General features: G+C 66.4%; 12 protein-coding genes. 9 read left to right on the top strand and 3 right to left on the bottom strand.

Annotated features, from left to right (window positions below):
• Positions 1 to 44: 44 nt before the first annotated feature.
• Positions 45 to 407 carry a cupin domain-containing protein gene (locus tag IBX18_RS19355; protein ID WP_135235741.1) on the bottom strand — a complete coding sequence of 121 codons (363 nt, stop codon included), beginning with the start codon at positions 405 to 407 and terminating at the stop codon, positions 45 to 47.
• Between the two features lie 359 nt (positions 408 to 766).
• Here IBX18_RS19355 and IBX18_RS19350 point away from each other — a divergent pair, with 359 nt between their 5' ends.
• From IBX18_RS19350 to IBX18_RS19335, 4 genes are read left to right on the top strand one after another with little or no spacing between them, the layout of a single operon-like run.
• Positions 767 to 2,164, top strand: coding sequence for a class I adenylate-forming enzyme family protein (locus IBX18_RS19350; RefSeq protein WP_194835036.1), 1,398 nt, complete (start codon positions 767 to 769; stop codon positions 2,162 to 2,164).
• Positions 2,165 to 2,187: 23 nt separating this feature from the next.
• On the top strand, positions 2,188 to 3,756 hold the full coding sequence (locus IBX18_RS19345; protein WP_194835035.1) for an NAD(P)-binding domain-containing protein: 1,569 nt from the start codon (positions 2,188 to 2,190) through the stop codon (positions 3,754 to 3,756).
• Positions 3,753 to 4,826 carry an alpha-hydroxy acid oxidase gene (locus IBX18_RS19340; protein WP_194835034.1) on the top strand — a complete coding sequence of 358 codons (1,074 nt, stop codon included), beginning with the start codon at positions 3,753 to 3,755 and terminating at the stop codon, positions 4,824 to 4,826. The genes IBX18_RS19345 and IBX18_RS19340 overlap by 4 nt, the downstream gene beginning before the upstream one ends.
• Entirely contained in the window at positions 4,823 to 6,220 is a 1,398-nt protein-coding gene (locus IBX18_RS19335) for a cytochrome P450 (protein ID WP_194835033.1), read from the top strand. The genes IBX18_RS19340 and IBX18_RS19335 overlap by 4 nt, the downstream gene beginning before the upstream one ends.
• A 10-nt stretch (positions 6,221 to 6,230) precedes the next feature.
• On the opposite strand, the gene IBX18_RS19330 is transcribed toward IBX18_RS19335, so the two are convergent.
• Together IBX18_RS19330 and IBX18_RS19325 are read right to left on the bottom strand one after the other, a co-directional pair.
• Complete coding sequence (locus IBX18_RS19330; protein WP_194835032.1) at positions 6,231 to 7,364, bottom strand: asparaginase; 1,134 nt, start codon at positions 7,362 to 7,364, stop codon at positions 6,231 to 6,233.
• A 130-nt stretch (positions 7,365 to 7,494) separates the two neighbouring features.
• Positions 7,495 to 10,506, bottom strand: coding sequence for a glycoside hydrolase family 38 C-terminal domain-containing protein (locus tag IBX18_RS19325; protein WP_194835031.1), 3,012 nt, complete (start codon positions 10,504 to 10,506; stop codon positions 7,495 to 7,497).
• A 204-nt stretch (positions 10,507 to 10,710) separates the two neighbouring features.
• On the opposite strand from IBX18_RS19325, the gene IBX18_RS19320 reads away from it, so the two are divergent.
• The 5 genes from IBX18_RS19320 (at position 10,711) to IBX18_RS43135 (ending at position 16,694) form a co-directional block, all read left to right on the top strand.
• Entirely contained in the window at positions 10,711 to 12,099 is a 1,389-nt protein-coding gene (locus IBX18_RS19320) for an extracellular solute-binding protein (RefSeq protein ID WP_194835030.1), read from the top strand.
• Entirely contained in the window at positions 12,092 to 13,024 is a 933-nt protein-coding gene (locus tag IBX18_RS19315) for a sugar ABC transporter permease (RefSeq protein ID WP_306796323.1), read from the top strand. The genes IBX18_RS19320 and IBX18_RS19315 overlap by 8 nt, the downstream gene beginning before the upstream one ends.
• A 46-nt stretch (positions 13,025 to 13,070) precedes the next feature.
• Entirely contained in the window at positions 13,071 to 13,895 is an 825-nt protein-coding gene (locus tag IBX18_RS19310; protein ID WP_194835029.1) for a carbohydrate ABC transporter permease, read from the top strand.
• On the top strand, positions 13,896 to 14,906 hold the full coding sequence (locus tag IBX18_RS19305; protein WP_194835028.1) for an ABC transporter ATP-binding protein: 1,011 nt from the start codon (positions 13,896 to 13,898) through the stop codon (positions 14,904 to 14,906).
• A gap of 246 nt (positions 14,907 to 15,152) precedes the next feature.
• A complete protein-coding gene (locus IBX18_RS43135) occupies positions 15,153 to 16,694 on the top strand; it encodes a M28 family metallopeptidase (RefSeq protein WP_107654993.1) in 1,542 nt (513 codons plus the stop codon).
• The last annotated feature ends 108 nt before the right edge of the window (positions 16,695 to 16,802 follow it).

Raw genomic sequence — 16,802 nt, 5'->3', positions numbered from 1 at the left:
TCGGGGTCCGTGCCGGTGGCCTTATCGACTGGCCGACATCGATCTCACCGTTTGGCGTAGTCGTCGAAACCCTGCCAATCGATCATGACGCACGGTTCGTCGCCGACCGTCCAGGCGTCGTGTCCGGGTGCCGCCATCATGAAGTCACCCGGGCCGTATTCCTGCTTCTCGCCGTCGTCCATGACCACCACCATGTGTCCCGAGACGCAGTAGCCCATGTGCGGCGCTTGGCAGCTGTCGGTCTGCGCGATCGGCTTGACATGCTCCGACCATCGCCAGCCGGGTTCGAAAATCGCCCGGCCCACCGCGCCGGCCTCGAGGTTGACCAGATCGAGCTTTCCTTTGCCGTCCTCGAAGGTGCGAGTCTCCTCGGGCGAATCAAAACTCTTGCGTACCAAACCAGACATGATTGTTCTCCTAGCCACTACAGTCCCCGGGTTTCAGAAGGATCGGCAGCTGCCCACCCGCGGTGCTGTCGTAACCTGCGCACCTCTTTAAATGTGACGCACATCACAGACTACTCGGTAGGGGCTTAAGCGCAATACCGGCGATGAGAACAGGCAGGAGACCGCCCCCATGAGGCTCTGCCGCTCACTTACCTTCGGGGCGGGACGGGGCTTCCGCCATTCGTCATCGAGCGCAACCCGCGGTCACGACTCGGCCATGGCGACTGAAGCACTCCGCTGCCAGCGGGCGCGAGTCGACACACGGCCAAACTTGTTGAATCTCAAAGTATCCCAACCCTGAAATCACTATCATCCGAACCGTGAGCTTTCCTGAGTCGATCGTGCAGGCATTGCATGCCGAACCGGGAAAAGTGGTGGTCGAGCACGGATCTCGCGCTGTCACCCGAGGTCAGCTGCTCACGATGATGGGCACGATCGCCGCAGGTCTGCGGAGGTCGGGGGTCGGCCCGGGCAGCGGCGTGGCCATGGTCTTGGACGTCAGCGCCGACTCGCTGGCCGCGTATCTCGCGGCATTCACCTTGGGCTGCCGGGTAATCGGCGTTCGGCCGGGCCTGAGTGAGCGACAGCAGCGGCACGTACTGACCAACGGAGTCGACGCCGTCCTGGACGACGAACAGGTCGCGACGCTGCTGCGAAGTCCGGCCGAGCCGTTGACAATCGAAGCGCGACCGGACGACTTCGCCCGGATCTGCTACACCAGCGGCACCACCGGCCTGCCCAAGGGTTGCGCGCAGACCTACCGGGCGATGTCCGCCCACTGGACTTGGGGCAAGCAAACCTGGAGCCGGGACACCACGGAACTGGCCGCCTGCACCGACCGCTACCTCCTGTTCGGCACGCTGGCCAGCGCGGTCGTGCAGGACTACCTCGGACTATGCCTACTCGGCGGCGGCACCGCAGTGATCCCGGAACCCGTTGGCCCGCAACTCTTTCCCGAATTCATCGAGCGGCTAGGCATCACCGCCACGATCATGAACGTGCCCCGCCTCTACCAAATGCTGGACACCCTGCGCGTTACGCCAACGGACACCAGCACCCTGCGCGCCATGGTGGTCGCCGGTTCACCACTCGCCCCGCATCGACTGGCGGCGGCGGTGCACCTGTTGGGTCCGGTGGTGCACCAGGCCTACGGGCAGACCGAAACCGGCGGCCTGACCACGCTGACACCCCGCGAGATCGACAACGGCATCCTCGCCTCGGTAGGCCGTCCGCTGCCCGGCGTGCAGGTGGACATCCGCGACGGCGAGATCTACGTGCGCACCGACTACATGATGTCCGAGTACTTCGGCGACCCCGCGGAAACCGCCGATGTGCTCGTCGACGGCTGGATCCGCACCCGCGACCTCGGCTACCTCGACGACGGATACCTCTACCTGACCGGCCGTGCACGGGACGTGATCATCGTGGACGCGCTCCCGGTATACGCCGGACCGATCGAGCGAGTGCTGGCCGGCCACCCGGATGTCGATCAGGCCTATGTTGTCGGCGCGGCCGATGACCGCTGCGGAGAAGCGGTGCACGCCTTCATAGTTCCCCGCGCGGACCATGCACCGGATCCGACAGCATTGTCCGCGCTGGTGCGTACCGAACTCGGTGCGTCGAGCGTGCCGCAGACCTACACGGTGGTGTCGGAGGCCCCGATCGCGGCCAGCGGCAAGCCGGACAAGAAAGCCTTGCTGGAGCTGTATCCCCGGTAACCGCACAATATTTGGAGGAGCACGTGCCCGAACTCGACTACCTGGTAATCGGCGCTGGGCCGGCCGGCCTCCAAATGGGCCACCATTTGCAGCAGGCCGGCCGCGACTACCTGATCGTGGAGGCCGGCGCGGCCCCCGGCACGTTCTTCAGCAAGTTCCCTCGGCACCGCCGGCTGATCTCCATCAACAAGGTGTACACGGGCTGGGACGATCCCGAACTGAACCTGCGCATGGACTGGAACTCGCTGCTGGCGGGGCCGCTGTTCAAGGAATACACCCAGCGCTTCTTCCCCGCCGCCGACGACATGGTCCGGTACCTCGGCGATTTCGCTGCGACACAAAGCTTGTCGGTCCAGTACGACACTCGGATCGAGCGGATCAGCCGGCCCGACGGCTTCGAAGCCGTCGATCAGCATGGCAATGTGCTGTGTGCGCGACGGTTGATCGTGGCCACCGGCGTCTCGAAACCCTATGTCCCGGAGATCCCCGGCATCGAGACCGCCGAGCTCTACAGCGAAATGTCAACAGATCCAGCGGATTTCACCAACCAGCGGGTGCTGATCATCGGAAAAGGCAACTCGGCCTTCGAGACCGCCGACAACCTGATCGAGCACGCGGCCGTCATCCACGTTGCCGGTCCGCATTCCCTCCGGCTCGCCTGGCAGACGCACTTCCTCGGCCATCTGCGCGCGGTCAACAACAACTTCCTGGACACCTACCAGCTCAAATCGCAGAACGCGATCCTGGACGGCAATGTCGTCGACATCGCCAGGCAGTCGGATTCGTCGTATCTGGTGACGGTGAGCTTCTCCCGTGCCGACGAAGTCACCAAGGACATCCGCTACGACCGGGTGCTCGTGGCGACCGGATTCCGTTTCGACGCCGCAATTTTCGCGCCGGAGTGCAAACCCGGCCTGGCGATCAACGATCGCTTCCCGGCCCAGACCTCGGCCTGGGAATCGATCAACGTGCCCGGTCTGTACTTCGCGGGCACGATCACCCAAGAACGCGATTTCAAGAAGTCCACCAGCGCCTTTATCCACGGTTTCCGTTACGCGACAAGGGCGTTGCACCGGATCCTGGAACAACGCCACCATGATCAGAAGTGGCCGCACCGCGAGCTGGCGGGCACTGCCGGCGAGGTCGGTGCGGCAATCCTGGAGCGGGTGAACCGGACCTCCGCCTTGTGGCAACTGTTCGGCTTCATCGGCGACGTAGTCACGCTCAGCGCGGACGGTTCGGCGCGGTACTGGGAGGAACTACCAGTCGATTTCGTGGCCGACGCCGTCGCGGCGGGCTACCTCGGCGAGGTGGACACCTACCTGGTGATCACCCTGGAATACGGCAAGGACCACGACCGTCTCGACCCGTTCGACATCAATGCCCGCCGCATCGCGCAGTCCGACGCCGAGCACGCCCTGGACGGGCGCTACCTGCACCCGGTGGTGCGGCAGTACCGCATCGACGGGCAGATCGCGGAGCACCACATCACCGAGAACCTCGAGAACGAGTGGACGCAGGAAACAGTGCACCGCAAGCCCCTCGTCGACTTCCTCGACACCGCACTTCGCGCGCCGGAGCCGATGCGGTGACCAGCCTGGTCGCGCTGGAGCAACAAGCCAAGGAACTGCTCGACCCCGCGCACTACGACTTCTTCGCCGGTGGGGCCGGCGACGAGCTCGCCATGGCCGACAACGAGCAGGCCTTCCGACGGCTTGCCCTGCTGCCCAGGGTTTTACGGGACACCACCGACCGGTCCATCGCGACAGATCTGCTCGGCGACCCGAGCACCATGCCGGTGTTCGTGTCCCCCACTGCGTTCCACCGACTGGCCCATCAGGAGGGTGAGCGGGCCACCGCCCGAGGAGTGGCCGCGGCCGGGATCGTCCACATCGCCAGCATGGCCGGAACGGTAGCCATCGATGAAGTCACCACCGCCGCAAGGGAGGTCGACCGAGACGCGCGCGTGTGGTTCCAGCTCTACGTGCAGCCGGAGCCGGAGGTGACCGACGAACTCATCCGGCGAGCCGAACGGGCGGGTTGCACGGCTCTGGTGGTGACGGTCGACTCTCCCGCGTTGGGCCATCGAACCCGGGACGACCACCACAACTTTCACGACCTACCCGCCGGAATGTACGCGGAAAACATGCGGGACTTACCGGGCGCGACAGGAAGCGGCGTCCGGCGGATCGCGATGTCGACCGAGCTGACCTGGGACCATCTCCACCGGCTCCGCGAGAAGACGCGACTTCCTCTGGTACTCAAAGGGATCCTGCACCCCGGGGACGCGCGGCTGGCAGTGGAGCACGGGGCCGACGCGATCCTGGTGTCCAATCACGGCGGACGTCAGCTGGACCTCGCCCCCGCAACCCTGGACGCCCTGCCCGCCATCACCGCAGCCGTGGCCGGTCGGATCCCGATCTTCCTCGACGGCGGAGTACGCCGCGGCTCGGATGTCGTGCTGGCGTTGGCACTCGGCGCCACGGCGGTCGGCGTTGGGCGGCCGGTGCTGTGGGGTCTGACCGTCGGCGGCGCCGAAGGAGTCACCGGAGTGCTGGACAACCTCCGCGCGGAGATCGAACACACGCTGACGCTGGGCGGGGTGGCCACACTGTCCAAACTCAACGCGAGTCTGGTCACCACCCGAGGGGCGGCGCGATGACCAGGCCGATGCCGATACTGGCAACCGCGGGCGCACTCTGGGCGGTCTCCCGCTGGCTACCCCAGGCCGTGGTGACCCTACGGGTGTGGATCTTCGCGAAAGTCAACGGCAGCAATGAGATAACTCTCCCCGGCGAGCGCGGCGGCCCGGAGCTCTTCCTGCGTTTGTACGCACACCCGGCCGCCAACGGACGCAGCCGAGGCGCGGCACTGTCGGACCTGTTCTGGTACTGGCTCGCGCCCGGCCCAGAAGTACACCAGGAGCACCTCGAGGACGGCCCCCGCTACGACGAGGCGGCCCGAACCACCCGAGCCGTACTGTCCCTGCCCACCGCCGAGATCGAGCGGCTCGCCGACCGCTGTGCCCGCCGGGTACTCGACGAACTGCCGACCCGACCACTGACTCTCGTGCGGCTACGCGACCTGATGATGCCGATCTGGGCAGAGTTCTTCTACGAGTTGGTCTTTCGCGAACCATGCCCACCAACCGCCAGGGATCTGATCGTCGGCAATGCCGACGACGTGGTGACGTCGCTGAAATGCACTGGGCTGCGCCACATGCGCCGACGCGACCGCCTCACCCGGTACCTGCTCGCCAGGATCGACGCGGGCGAGGTGCCGCACCAACTCCCCTCCCGGCTCAGCCGACGCGAGCAGGCCCACTACCTACAGGGCGCGTTCTTCAACACCGCCGTCGTACAGATGTCCGAGGGCATGGCACACCTGTTGCTCGCGATCGCCCAGCACCGAGATGTACAGCGCCGCATCGTCACAGAGTCGGACACGCCATATCTGGATCACGTCCTGGACGAAACACTGCGCCAATTCCCACTTTTCGGCATCGCGCACCGCATCACCACCGCCGACATCGACATCGGCGACGGCAGTGCGATCCCCGCCGGGACGGTGCTGTGCTTCAACTATCAGGAGTTCGAGCGAACCGGCCACACCGACCCCGACCGATTCGACCCGGACCGGTGGACCACCCAGCGAGCCAAGGACACCCACCACATCCCCTTCGGCGTAGCAGCCAATCGTCCGTGCCCGGCGTGGCGACTATCCCCCATCGCGATGCGAACAGTCGCCCGGACAGTGCTGGACCGCTACCGACTACGTTCCTCGGTCTCGCACACCCGCTCCATCCCCCACCGTGCCCCCTGCCTCCTCCTGTCCACCGATGACCCACCGTCGCCGAACCTGGTGCGCGCGGCATCGACCGGACTGCGCCTACGCGGCCGCTTCGAGGACGTCTGGCGCGGCCTCACCCAGCTCGTCCTGGGCACCTGGATGGTCCTGGACGCGCGCCACCGCCGCCTCTGCGCACAGTATTTCGACGCAGAGTATTTCGACGACATGCACAAGACGCAGACCTGCCCGATTCCGCACTCCGGCTGAAGCAACTGGTCTATCGAGCGTTCATCTCCTGCTGGACGCGCACCGGGTCGGTGATGCCGACGGTCAGCAGCAGCTGCAACAGCACACGAGCCTTCGCCGGGTTCAGATCGGCGGAGGTGGCGAAGCCGAGCTCGTCGTCGTTGACCTCGGCGTTGCGCACCACCTCACCGGAGCCGACCCTGGACGAGCGGACGACCACGCGGTCGTCGTTGGCCTTGGCCAGCGCATCGAGCACCGCCTTGGCGGTGTTGCCGTCGCCGACCCCGGCCAGCACAATGCCTTTCGCCCCGTGCCGGACCGCGTCGTCCACCTGGTCCGGGCGCATACCGGCGTGCGAATACACGATGTCGACCCGTGGCAGCGACGAACCGTCCGGCACCGGGAAACGCGGACGTGTGTGCGACTGCGGTGTTGTGACGAAACGGATCGAATCGCCGGACACGTACCCCGCAGGCCCGGTGTTGGGCGAGGCGAAGGTCTGCATGCTCGAGGTGTGCGTCTTGGTGACCTCGCGCGCGCTGTGGATGGTGTCGTTCAGCACGACCATCGCGCCCCTCCCTCGCGCCGCGGGGGCCGCAGCAATGGTGACGGCGGCGCGCAGATTGGCCGGTCCGTCCGCGCTCAGCGCGTTGGCCGGGCGAACGGCCCCGACCAGCACCACCGGCTTGTCGGTAGCCACGACGTTGTCCAGGAAGAACGACGTCTCCTCGATCGTGTCGGTGCCGTGGGTGATCACCACGCCGTCGGTGGCGTTGTCCGCGAAGAGCTGATTTATCCTGCGCGCCAGGGTGAGCCAGATTTCCTCGTTCATATCTTGGCTGCCGATATTGGCGATCGACTCCGCTTGCAGCGTCGCGATCTTGTCGAGGCCGGGCACCGCGGCGATAAGGTCTTGCGCGCTGGCTTGCCCCGCCTTGTACCCGACACCCGGTTCCGCGTTGGCCTTTCCGGCGATGGTGCCGCCGGTGGCCAGGATCGTGACCCGCGGCGGCGCGCCCGGTACGGATGGCACGACGGTCGTCGACGCGCGGGGCGGCGCGACGGACGTCACCGCAGCGCCGTTGCCGGAGTCGGCGCCGCAACCGACGACCAGAACGGCGGACAGGGCTAGGCCGAGAAGGGAAATCGTGCTGCGGCGTCCCATGGTGGAAGTCCTTTCGCTAACCCGGCGCAGGACCGGCTCGGCCGGTAGCGCCGAGGGGTCACGAACGCCGATGATCTCGACGCTGCGCCTGCTGCCACCGAGTCTCTCTCGAATACACCGTTACCGCAGGCTATTCGGCGGCGACTGAACGGGCGAATCGAAGCGTGACGAGCTGGAAAGGCCGCAGCCGCAAACGGACTGCCACATCTTCCGGGCTCGCGGAGGTGTCCGCAGGCAGTGGTCGTTCCAGCAGATCGCACACCTGGAATCCGGCGGCGTCGAACCCGGGAGTCACCAAGGCCGACGCGCGGCCGCCCTGTGCTTCGTAGACGCGCAGCACGACATCGCCGCTGCCGTCGTCGGCCAGTTTGACCGCGCTGGTCACCACGGCGTCGTTGTCGACGACGAACAGCGGCTCGACGGTTTCGGCGACACCCGGCGTCGGCGGCGTGAGGTTCACGCGGTAGCCCGCATTCACCGCGTCCCCGATCGCGGCACCGGGGAGCAGCGAATGCCGGAAGTGATGTACACCGTGGTCGGTCTGCGGATCCGGGAACCGCGGTGCGCGCAGCAGCGAGGCGCGCACCGTGGTCGTCGTCCCGCCGTCGGCCCGCACCGTTCGGGTGACGTCGTGACCGTAGGTGGCGTCGTTGACGAGCGCCACGCCCCACCCGGGCTCGGCGAAGTGGACGAACCGGTGGGCGCAGGCCTCGAACTTCGCGTACTCCCAGCTGGTGTTGGTGTGCGTGGGCCGGAACAGGTGCCCGAACTGGGTCTCCGAGGCGTAGCGGTCGGCGTGGATGTCCAGGGGGAAGGCCAGTTTGAGGAACTTCTCGGTCTCGTGCCAGTCGACGCTGGTCTCGATCTCCAGCGCCCACTCGTGCAGCGTCAGGGTCTGCTCGACGGTGGAGGAGCCGAACGACCGGCCGATTCGCACCACGCCCGAATCCGGCTCTGCCACAACGAACTCTGCGTCAGTGAGGTCGGTGACGCGGTTGCGGTAGAAGATGTCGACATCCCAGGCGTCCCAGGAGTTCGGCAGATCCGGGTGCAGCTGCAGCAGATTCGCGACCGAACCCGGCGGCAGGGTTTCGCGCAGATGCTCGACGTCGAACACCGACACGACGAGGCCGCGCGCATCCACCTCGACCTGCAAGAGCCCGTTGTCGAGCACGTACCCGCCACCCGTGCGCTCGGTCACCGCGCACGGGCGAGCCGCCGCCACCGGTCCGGCCGCACCGGCCGGAATCGAGCGCCACACGTGCGGCGCCGGATTGAAGGCGTTCGGCCCCACCCGCTCACCGCCGAGCACCCACTTGGCCCGCTCGATGAGCGCCGTCAACTCCTCGGCCACCACGGCATAGGTCTGCTCCGCCTCGCGGTGCACCCACGCGATCGACGAGCCGGGCAGGATGTCGTGGAACTGGTGCAGCAGCACGGTCTTCCAGAGCCGGTCCAGCGCCGCGTACGGGTACTCGAGGTTCTTCCGCACCGTCGCCGTCGCAGCCCAAAGCTCGGCTTCCCGCAGCAGGTGCTCGCTGCGCCGGTTGCCCTGCTTGGTCTTCGACTGACTGGTCAGCGTGCCGCGGTGCAACTCCAGATACAGCTCTCCTACCCAGACGGGTGGGTTCTGATACTCGGCCTCGGCCTTGGCGAAGAACTCGGCAGGCTTGTCCCAGAACACCTTCGGCGAACCTTCGAGGCTCTTCATCCGCGCGGCCTTCGCGACCATCTCCCGCGTCGTCCCGCCGCCGCCGTCACCCCAGCCGGTCGGCGCCAGCGACCTCGACGCGCGCCCCTTGTCCTTGAAATTGCGGGCGGCATGCGCGATCTCGCGACCGTGCATGGTGCAGTTGTAGGTATCGACCGGCGGAAAGTGCGTGAAGATCCGGGTGCCGTCGACCCCCTCCCACAGGAAGGTGTGGTGCGGGAACTTGTTGATCTGACTCCAGGAGATCTTCTGCGTCAGTAGCCATTTGGCACCGGCCGCCTTGATGATCTGCGGTAGTCCAGCGGCGAATCCGAACGTATCGGGCAGCCACACCTCCTGATTGTCGACACCGAACTCCTCCAGGAAGAACCGCTTGCCGTGCACGAACTGCCGCGCCATCGCTTCGGAGCCGGGCATATTCGTGTCGGCCTCCACCCACATGCCGCCGGTCGGCACGAATCTCCCGGCCGCCACAGCCTCTTTCACCTTGGCGTAGACCTCGGGTCGGTGCCGCTTGATGAAGTCGTATTGCGCGGCCTGGGACATCGTGAAGACGAACTCCGGTTCATCGGCCAGCAGCGCGGTCATGTTGGCGGTGGTGCGCGCGACCTTGCGCACCGTCTCGCGCAGCGGCCACAGCCACGCCGAGTCGATGTGCGCGTGCCCGACGGCGGAGATCAGGTGTGCGGACGGAATCGCCGGTGTGGCAAGCACATCGGCCAGGCAGGCTCGGGCGGCGGCCGCGGTGGCGTTCACGTTCTGCAAGTCGACGGCGTCGAGGGCCCGCTCGATCGCGCGGACGATGGTGAAGCGGCGCGCGGGGTCCTCCGGCATCTCGTGCATCAGCTCACCGAGCACCTCCAGGTCCAGTACCAGGTTCCAGACCTCTTCGTCGAGGACCGCGAGATCCATTCGGCCGAGCCGGTATTGCGGCTCCGTGCCTGCGGTGAGCTTGTCGCCGAGGGCGTTCGGCGCGAAGAAGGGAATGATCGGGTTCGACGCCGCCTCGACGTGCAGCAGCACCTGCTCGCCGCCGACCGCCGGGGCGGCCACCCGCACCCACTGGTTACGCGGGTGCAGGCCCTTGACCGGCGATCCGTCCGGCCGATAGACCAGCCCTTCGCACTGGAAGCCGGTCATGTTCCGGTCGAAACCGAGGTCGATGATCGCCTCGACGGTCTTGCCCGCCCACTCGGCAGGCACCGTCCCCTCGACGGTGAGCCAGCTGGTCCCCCACGGCGCGCCCCACGGCGCACCGGAGCGGATCGGCGTCCGTGGCGCGGCCAAGCCTTCCGCGACCGGCACCGGCTCGTCCGGCGCCACCCAGATGGACGCGGTCAACGGCACCGACTCCGGATAGACCGCAGGCATGATCCGTTCCATCAGCACCCGCCCGAGGCGGTCCTCGATCAACCGACGGTCATCGTGCATAGCGGTGGCTCCGATCGGATCGGGGAACGTGATCAACACACAACTCCCATTCTCCACAGCGCACTGCATTCTCCGGCGCAATCGGCGGCTCGGGCCGGTCCGCCGTGCCCCGAATATTGGGGCCTATTCCATGAATGCGCGTCGGTGGGCAGCGTCTTGTGACAACGTCGGAGTGAGGATGGATCTGCCTTTCAGGAGGGCCCCATGGCATCGAACTGGCGGGTGTTCGCGGCGGTGGCGAGCGCAAGCGCGCTCTTGATGGGGACGGCGAGTTGCGGGGACGACGGCGACGGGCAGTCGCTGACGATCACCGCGAACGCCATCAACTCGGCGGGCGGCAAGAACGCGGCCGAGGCGAAATGGATCGAAGACTGGGTCATCCCGAAATTCGTGGAGCAGCAAAAGGCCAAGGGCGTCACGGTCAAGGTGAAATTCCAGGCGACCGGCGTGCCCGACGAGGATTACAAGAGCCGGATCGCCAAGGACCTCAAGACCGGTACCGGCGCCGACGTGGTGTCACTGGACGGAATCTGGGTCGGCGAGTTCGCCGAGGGCGAGCAGATCAGGCCGCTGGACGAGCTGGTCGGGGCGGACAAGGTGCAGGCGTGGGACGGCTGGCGGCACATGCCGGACACCGTGCGGCAGTTGACGTCCTACAACGGCGTGCAATACGGCATACCGCAGGAGACCGACGGGCGGGTGCTGTTCTTCAACCGAAAGCTGTTCGCGCAGGCAGGTTTACCGGCGGACTGGCGGCCGACGAGCTGGGACCAGGTGCTGGAGGCGGGCCGGAAATTGAAGGCGGTGCCCGGCGTTACTCCGGTGCAACTCAACGCGGGCACCAGCTTCGGCGAGGCGACGACCACCCAGGGCGTGCTGCCGCTGCTGGCGGGCACGGGCAGCACGCTGTTCGAGGGCGGCAAGTGGGTCGGGAACACCGCGAAATTCCGCAGGGTGCTGGACTTCTACCGCACGGTGTACAGCGAGCGGCTGGGCGATGCGGAGTTGCAGCAGGACGCCAAGGGCCGGGAGAAGAGCTTCGAAAAGTTCGCCAAGGGACAGGTGGGGATCCTGCTGGAGGGCGACTACTTCTGGCGCGGCGTGCTGAACCCGACCGGGGGCAGCTTCCCGATGGCCGAGCGCGACACCCAGGTCGGATGGGCGAAGATCCCGGCGGCTACGCCAGGTGCCGGGGTGCGCCAGCAAGACTTCGTGAGCATGTCCGGCGGTGGCGGGCGCGTGATAAATCCGAAGAGCAAGAACGTCGGATTGGCCTGGGAGCTCTTACAATTCATGAACTCGCCGGAGGCGTTCAAGGGACTGCTTGCCGGTGGCGGTCCGCGCATCACCGCGCGACAAGATGTGAATGCTGAAGCGCTGGGCGGTGATCCGATGCTGACCTTCGTGTCCGAGCAGGTGCTGCCGATCACGTCGTTGCGGCCTGCGCTACCGGAGTACACCAAGGTGTCGAAGGCGTTGCAACAGGCCACGCTGGATGTGGTCACCGGCACCGGTACTGCGGATGCCGCTGCGGCATATGGCAAAGCCGTGGAGGAGGCGGTCGGCGGCAAGGACAAGGTAGCCGGTGACTGACCCCACGACCCGGGGCCCCGCCGCTATCGCCAAGGTCGGGCAGGGCGGGCCCGACACCGACGTGGCCGGTCTGGGGCGCTGGAAGGCGAGCGCGTTCGTCACGCCGGCGCTCTTGCTGATCGCGGCGTTCCTGGTGTTTCCGGCGCTGTGGCTGCTGTGGATCGGGCTCACCGATCTCACCGTGTCCGGGCGCACCTCGGTGGACGTTTCCTTTGTGGGACTGGACAATTACGCGAAGGCGCTGCAAGACCCGCTGTTCGGGAACAGCGTCTGGATCACGCTGCTGTTCGTCTTCGGCTCTGCCATCGTCGGGCAGAACGTCCTCGGCTTCACGCTGGCCTGGTCGCTGCGCAAGGCCGCCCGCTGGGTGCGTGCGATGGTGGAAAGCCTGGTGCTGCTGGCCTGGATCCTGCCGGCCAGTGTGGTCGCGGTGCTCTGGATCGCCATGCTGGACCGCGATGAGGGTAGCGCCAACCGGCTGCTGAACAGTCCCGGGTATGCCTGGATGATCCAGCAACCGCTGGCCGTCATCATCGTGTTCAACATTTGGCGCGGAACCGCCTTCTCGATGCTGCTGTACTCGGCGGCGCTATCCACCGTGCCGCCTTCACATTTGGAGACCGCGCGGCTGGCGGGGTCGTCCGGACCACAAACGTTGCGGGACGTGGTTTTTCCGAGCATGCGCGGGCACATCCTGACCAACACCCTGCTCATCAGTCTGTGGACCTTCAACGATTTCACGCCGTACCTGCTGACGCGCGGTGAGCCGAACCATCGCAGCGAAACGTTGCCGATCTTCCTGTACCGGCAGGGAATCGACGACGGGGCGTTGGGCTACGGCGCCGCCGCGTCGGTGTTGATGCTGCTGATCAACCTGGTGCTGGCGCTGTTCTATCTGCGGCTGCTGCGACGGAGGGCGTCATGAGCACGCTGATCACGTTGCTGCGCCGGGTATCTGAGGGGAGGCGAGCATGAGTCCACGACAGATCGTCTCGCGCATCGGGTTCTATACGTTCGTCGCGGTGCTGACCGGGTTCTTCGCGCTGCCGATGCTGTGGCTCGCCTCGGCGCCCTTCGACGCCAACCCCGGGTACGCACCGCGGATACCGGAAAAGCCGACGCTCCAGCACTTTTCGGCGCTGTTCGAGAACGACCTGACCATGGGCTCGCTCTGGAACTCGGTACTGCTGTCCGTCGCCAGCATGGTGCTGGTGGTAGTCGGCGCGGCGCTGGCGGCCTACGCGCTGTCGCGAGTCCGGATTCCCGGCCGCGATGCGCTGCTGTACCTGCTGCTGTTGCTGTCCAGCGTGGTCACCGGCACCGCGGCGATGGTGCCGATCTTCCTGATGATCTGGAAGATGGGTCTGCTGGACCGGCAATTGGGCGTGGTGCTGGTGCTGTCCGGCGGGTTGTTGCCCGCGGCGATCTTCATCCTGAAGGACTTCATGGACTCGGTGCCCAAGTCCTATGAGGAGTCGGCGCGGGTGTTCGGGGCGGGGCCGTTGCGCATCCTGCGCGACATCGTGGTGCCGGTCGCCCGGCCGGGGCTGGCCACCATCGCGGTGTGGACCGTGGTGAATGTGTGGGGCAGCTACCTGGTGCCGTTCCTGCTGCTGCGTGACCAGGAAAAGCAACCGGCCGCGGTGGTGGTGCGCACCTTCTACGACGAGGGCGGTGGGGCGCAGCTGGGGCCGATCTCCGCGTTCTCGCTGCTGTACTCGATTCCGGTCGTGCTGATGTACCTGTTCGTCAACCGGCGCTACGGCTTCCGGCTCCACGGAGGGATCAAGTCCTAGATGGCGCAGATCGAACTGACGGACCTGACCAAGGTCTTCCCCGGCGACGTGACGGCCCTCGACGCCTTGTCGTTCAGCATCGAGGACGGGGAGTTCTTCGCGCTGCTCGGTCCGTCCGGATGCGGCAAGACGACGCTGCTGCGCACCATCGCCGGGCTGGAAACCCCTACCAGCGGGCAGGTTCGGATCGGCGAGAAGGACGTCACGCGGTTGTCGCCCGGTCGCCGCGACGTGGCCATGGTGTTCCAGGATTACGCGCTGTTCCCGCACATGACGGTGGTCGACAACATCGCCTATCCGCTCAAGGTCCGCGGCACCGATCGCCGTACCCGCGCGGCGAAGGCGCAGGAGACCGGGGATCAGCTGTCGCTGAGCGGTTTGATGGCGCGCCGCCCGGCCGAGCTGTCCGGCGGGCAACAGCAGCGGGTGGCGCTGGCGCGGGCAATGGCCTGCCACCCCAAGGTTTTCCTGTTCGACGAGCCACTGTCGAACCTGGACGCTCGGCTGCGCCTGGAGGCCAGGACCTTCCTGAAGAAGCTGCAACACGAGCTCGGCGTGACCACGGTCTTCGTCACCCACGACCAGGCCGAGGCGCTGGCGCTGGCCGACCGGATCGCGGTGATGTCGAACGGGCAGATCCGCCAACTCGGTACCGCCCGAGAGGTTTTCCGCCGTCCCGCCGATACCTTCGTCGCCAACTTCATCGGCTCCACCCCGATGAACCTGATCCCCGGCGAGCTCGTCGGGCTGGATTCGTCGGTCATCTGGGGAGCCCGGCCCGAATATCTGGCCTACTCCACCACCCCCCTAAAGGGGGCATTGCACGGCACCGTATCCACGGTGGAACACCTCGGCGCGACGTCTCTGGTTACCGTGCAGGCAGACGATTTCACCGTTGCTGTCACCGTGCCGGAAGCGGAAGAACCGGCCGTGGGCGCCGAGGGTTGGGTAATCCCGCAACCGGACCGCGTCCTCTTATACGACGCCGAATCAGGCATTCTTCGGCCGTAATAAACTGCGTGGCAATCAATCTCATCAAACGTACCGAGCAGTTCCCTGCGTGTATTCCGGCGGCACACACCGGCCGAGATGAACTAGCCGGCCGCTCGGTCTGCGTGCATGCGGAACTGTGCCGAGTGGTTGCAGAAAACCAACCGGGGCAATGGCTTTCCCCACTTGAACTGGGGTACCACCGGAGCGGCGTAGCGGTTTAACTTCCGACTATCGGGATTTTTCCGTCCCTTTGGAGGAGCCGACATGCCCCATATTTTCAGCCGCGTCAGAGCCAGTCGCGTTGTCCCCGCAGCCGCCGCGCTGCCTCTCGTTTTCTCGCTCGCACTCGCGGGGTCCGCATTCGCCGAACCCGCCGCGCCGCCCGAGCAACAATTGGCCAGCTCGATGCAGGCACCGAACATCAAACGGCACCTGCAGGAGTTCCAGAAATTCGCCACCGCCAACGGCGGCACCCGCGCCTCCGGTACGCCAGGCTACGACGCTTCCCGCGACTACGTCGCCGCGAAACTGCGCGGCGCCGGCTACCAGGTGACAACGCAGCAGTTCGACTTCCCGTTCTTCCGGGAACGGTCGACGGCGGCCATGGAGCAGGTCTCCCCCGAAGCCAAAACCTACAAGCCGACCCCGCCCGGCAGCAGTGAGCTCGGCGATTTCGCCACCCTCACCTATTCCGGCTCGGGTACCGCGAACGCCACGGTGCAAGCCGTCGACCTGACCCTGCCGCCCACGCCGGAACCGAGCTCGACCTCCGGCTGCGAGGCCCAGGACTTCGCCGGCTTCACCGCGGGCAACATCGCGCTGATCCAGCGCGGCACCTGTCCCTTCGCCGACAAGGCCCGAAACGCCCAGACCGCAGGCGCTTCCGGCGTGATCATCTTCAACGAGGGCCAGCCCGGCCGGACCGACACCTTCACCGGAACGCTCGGCGGACCCGGCGTCACCGTGCCGGTGGTCGGCGTCAGCTTCGCCGTCGGCCAGGACCTCGCCTCCCCGGCGAACACGGTCGTCCGGCTGAAGACCGACACCGAGAGCACCATGCGCAAGACGCACAACGTGCTGGCGGAGAGCAAGCGGGGCAACGCGGACAAGGTCGTGATGGCCGGTGCGCACCTCGACTCCGTGCTCGCGGGTCCCGGCATCAACGACAACGGGTCCGGCAGTGCCGGGCTGCTCGAGGTCGCGCTGCGGATGGCCCAGCTGCCGCCGAAGAACAAGGTGCGGTTCGCCTGGTGGGGTGCCGAAGAGTTGGGCTTGCTCGGCTCGGAGCACTACGTGGCGACCCTGCCCGAGGCCGAGCGCAACAAGATCCGGCTCTACCTCAACTTCGACATGATCGGTTCGCCGAACTTCGCGTACAAGATCTACGACGGTAGTGCGGGGCCGGCCGGTTCCGCCGAGATCGAGAAGGCGTTTGCCCGCTACTTCGATTTCCTTCGGCTGCCGCACGTCAGCACGCCGCTCGACGGGCGTTCGGACTACGGGCCGTTCATCGCGGCGGGGATCCCGGCAGGCGGGTTGTTCACCGGCGCCGAGGGCATCAAGACGCCTGAGGAACAGCAGATGTTCGGCGGTGAAGCGGGCAAGCCCTACGACGCCTGCTACCACGGGGCCTGTGACACGACCAGCAACATCAACGATAAGGCGCTGGCCGTGAACACCGGTGCGATCGCCTACTCGGTCGCGACGTTCGCGCTCAGTGACAACCCGCCCGGTGGCACGACGCCGAAGGCTGCTGCCGCGCAGCGCGGGAAGGTGCACGACCACCACGGTGGGCTCATCAAGTAGGGAGGTCGACGCGGTCGTTTGCTGACACCGACCGCGTCGAACACTCACCACAACTGAATACCTGAATATGGGGGGAACGCATCCCGGCACGGGCCTGACCGTGCCGGG

This window comes from Nocardia sp. XZ_19_369 (assembly GCF_015355715.1).
In the GTDB taxonomy this organism is placed as follows: domain Bacteria; phylum Actinomycetota; class Actinomycetes; order Mycobacteriales; family Mycobacteriaceae; genus Nocardia.
The sequence above is the reverse complement of the archived record's forward strand: the minus strand, read 5'-3'. Positions and strand labels throughout refer to the sequence as shown.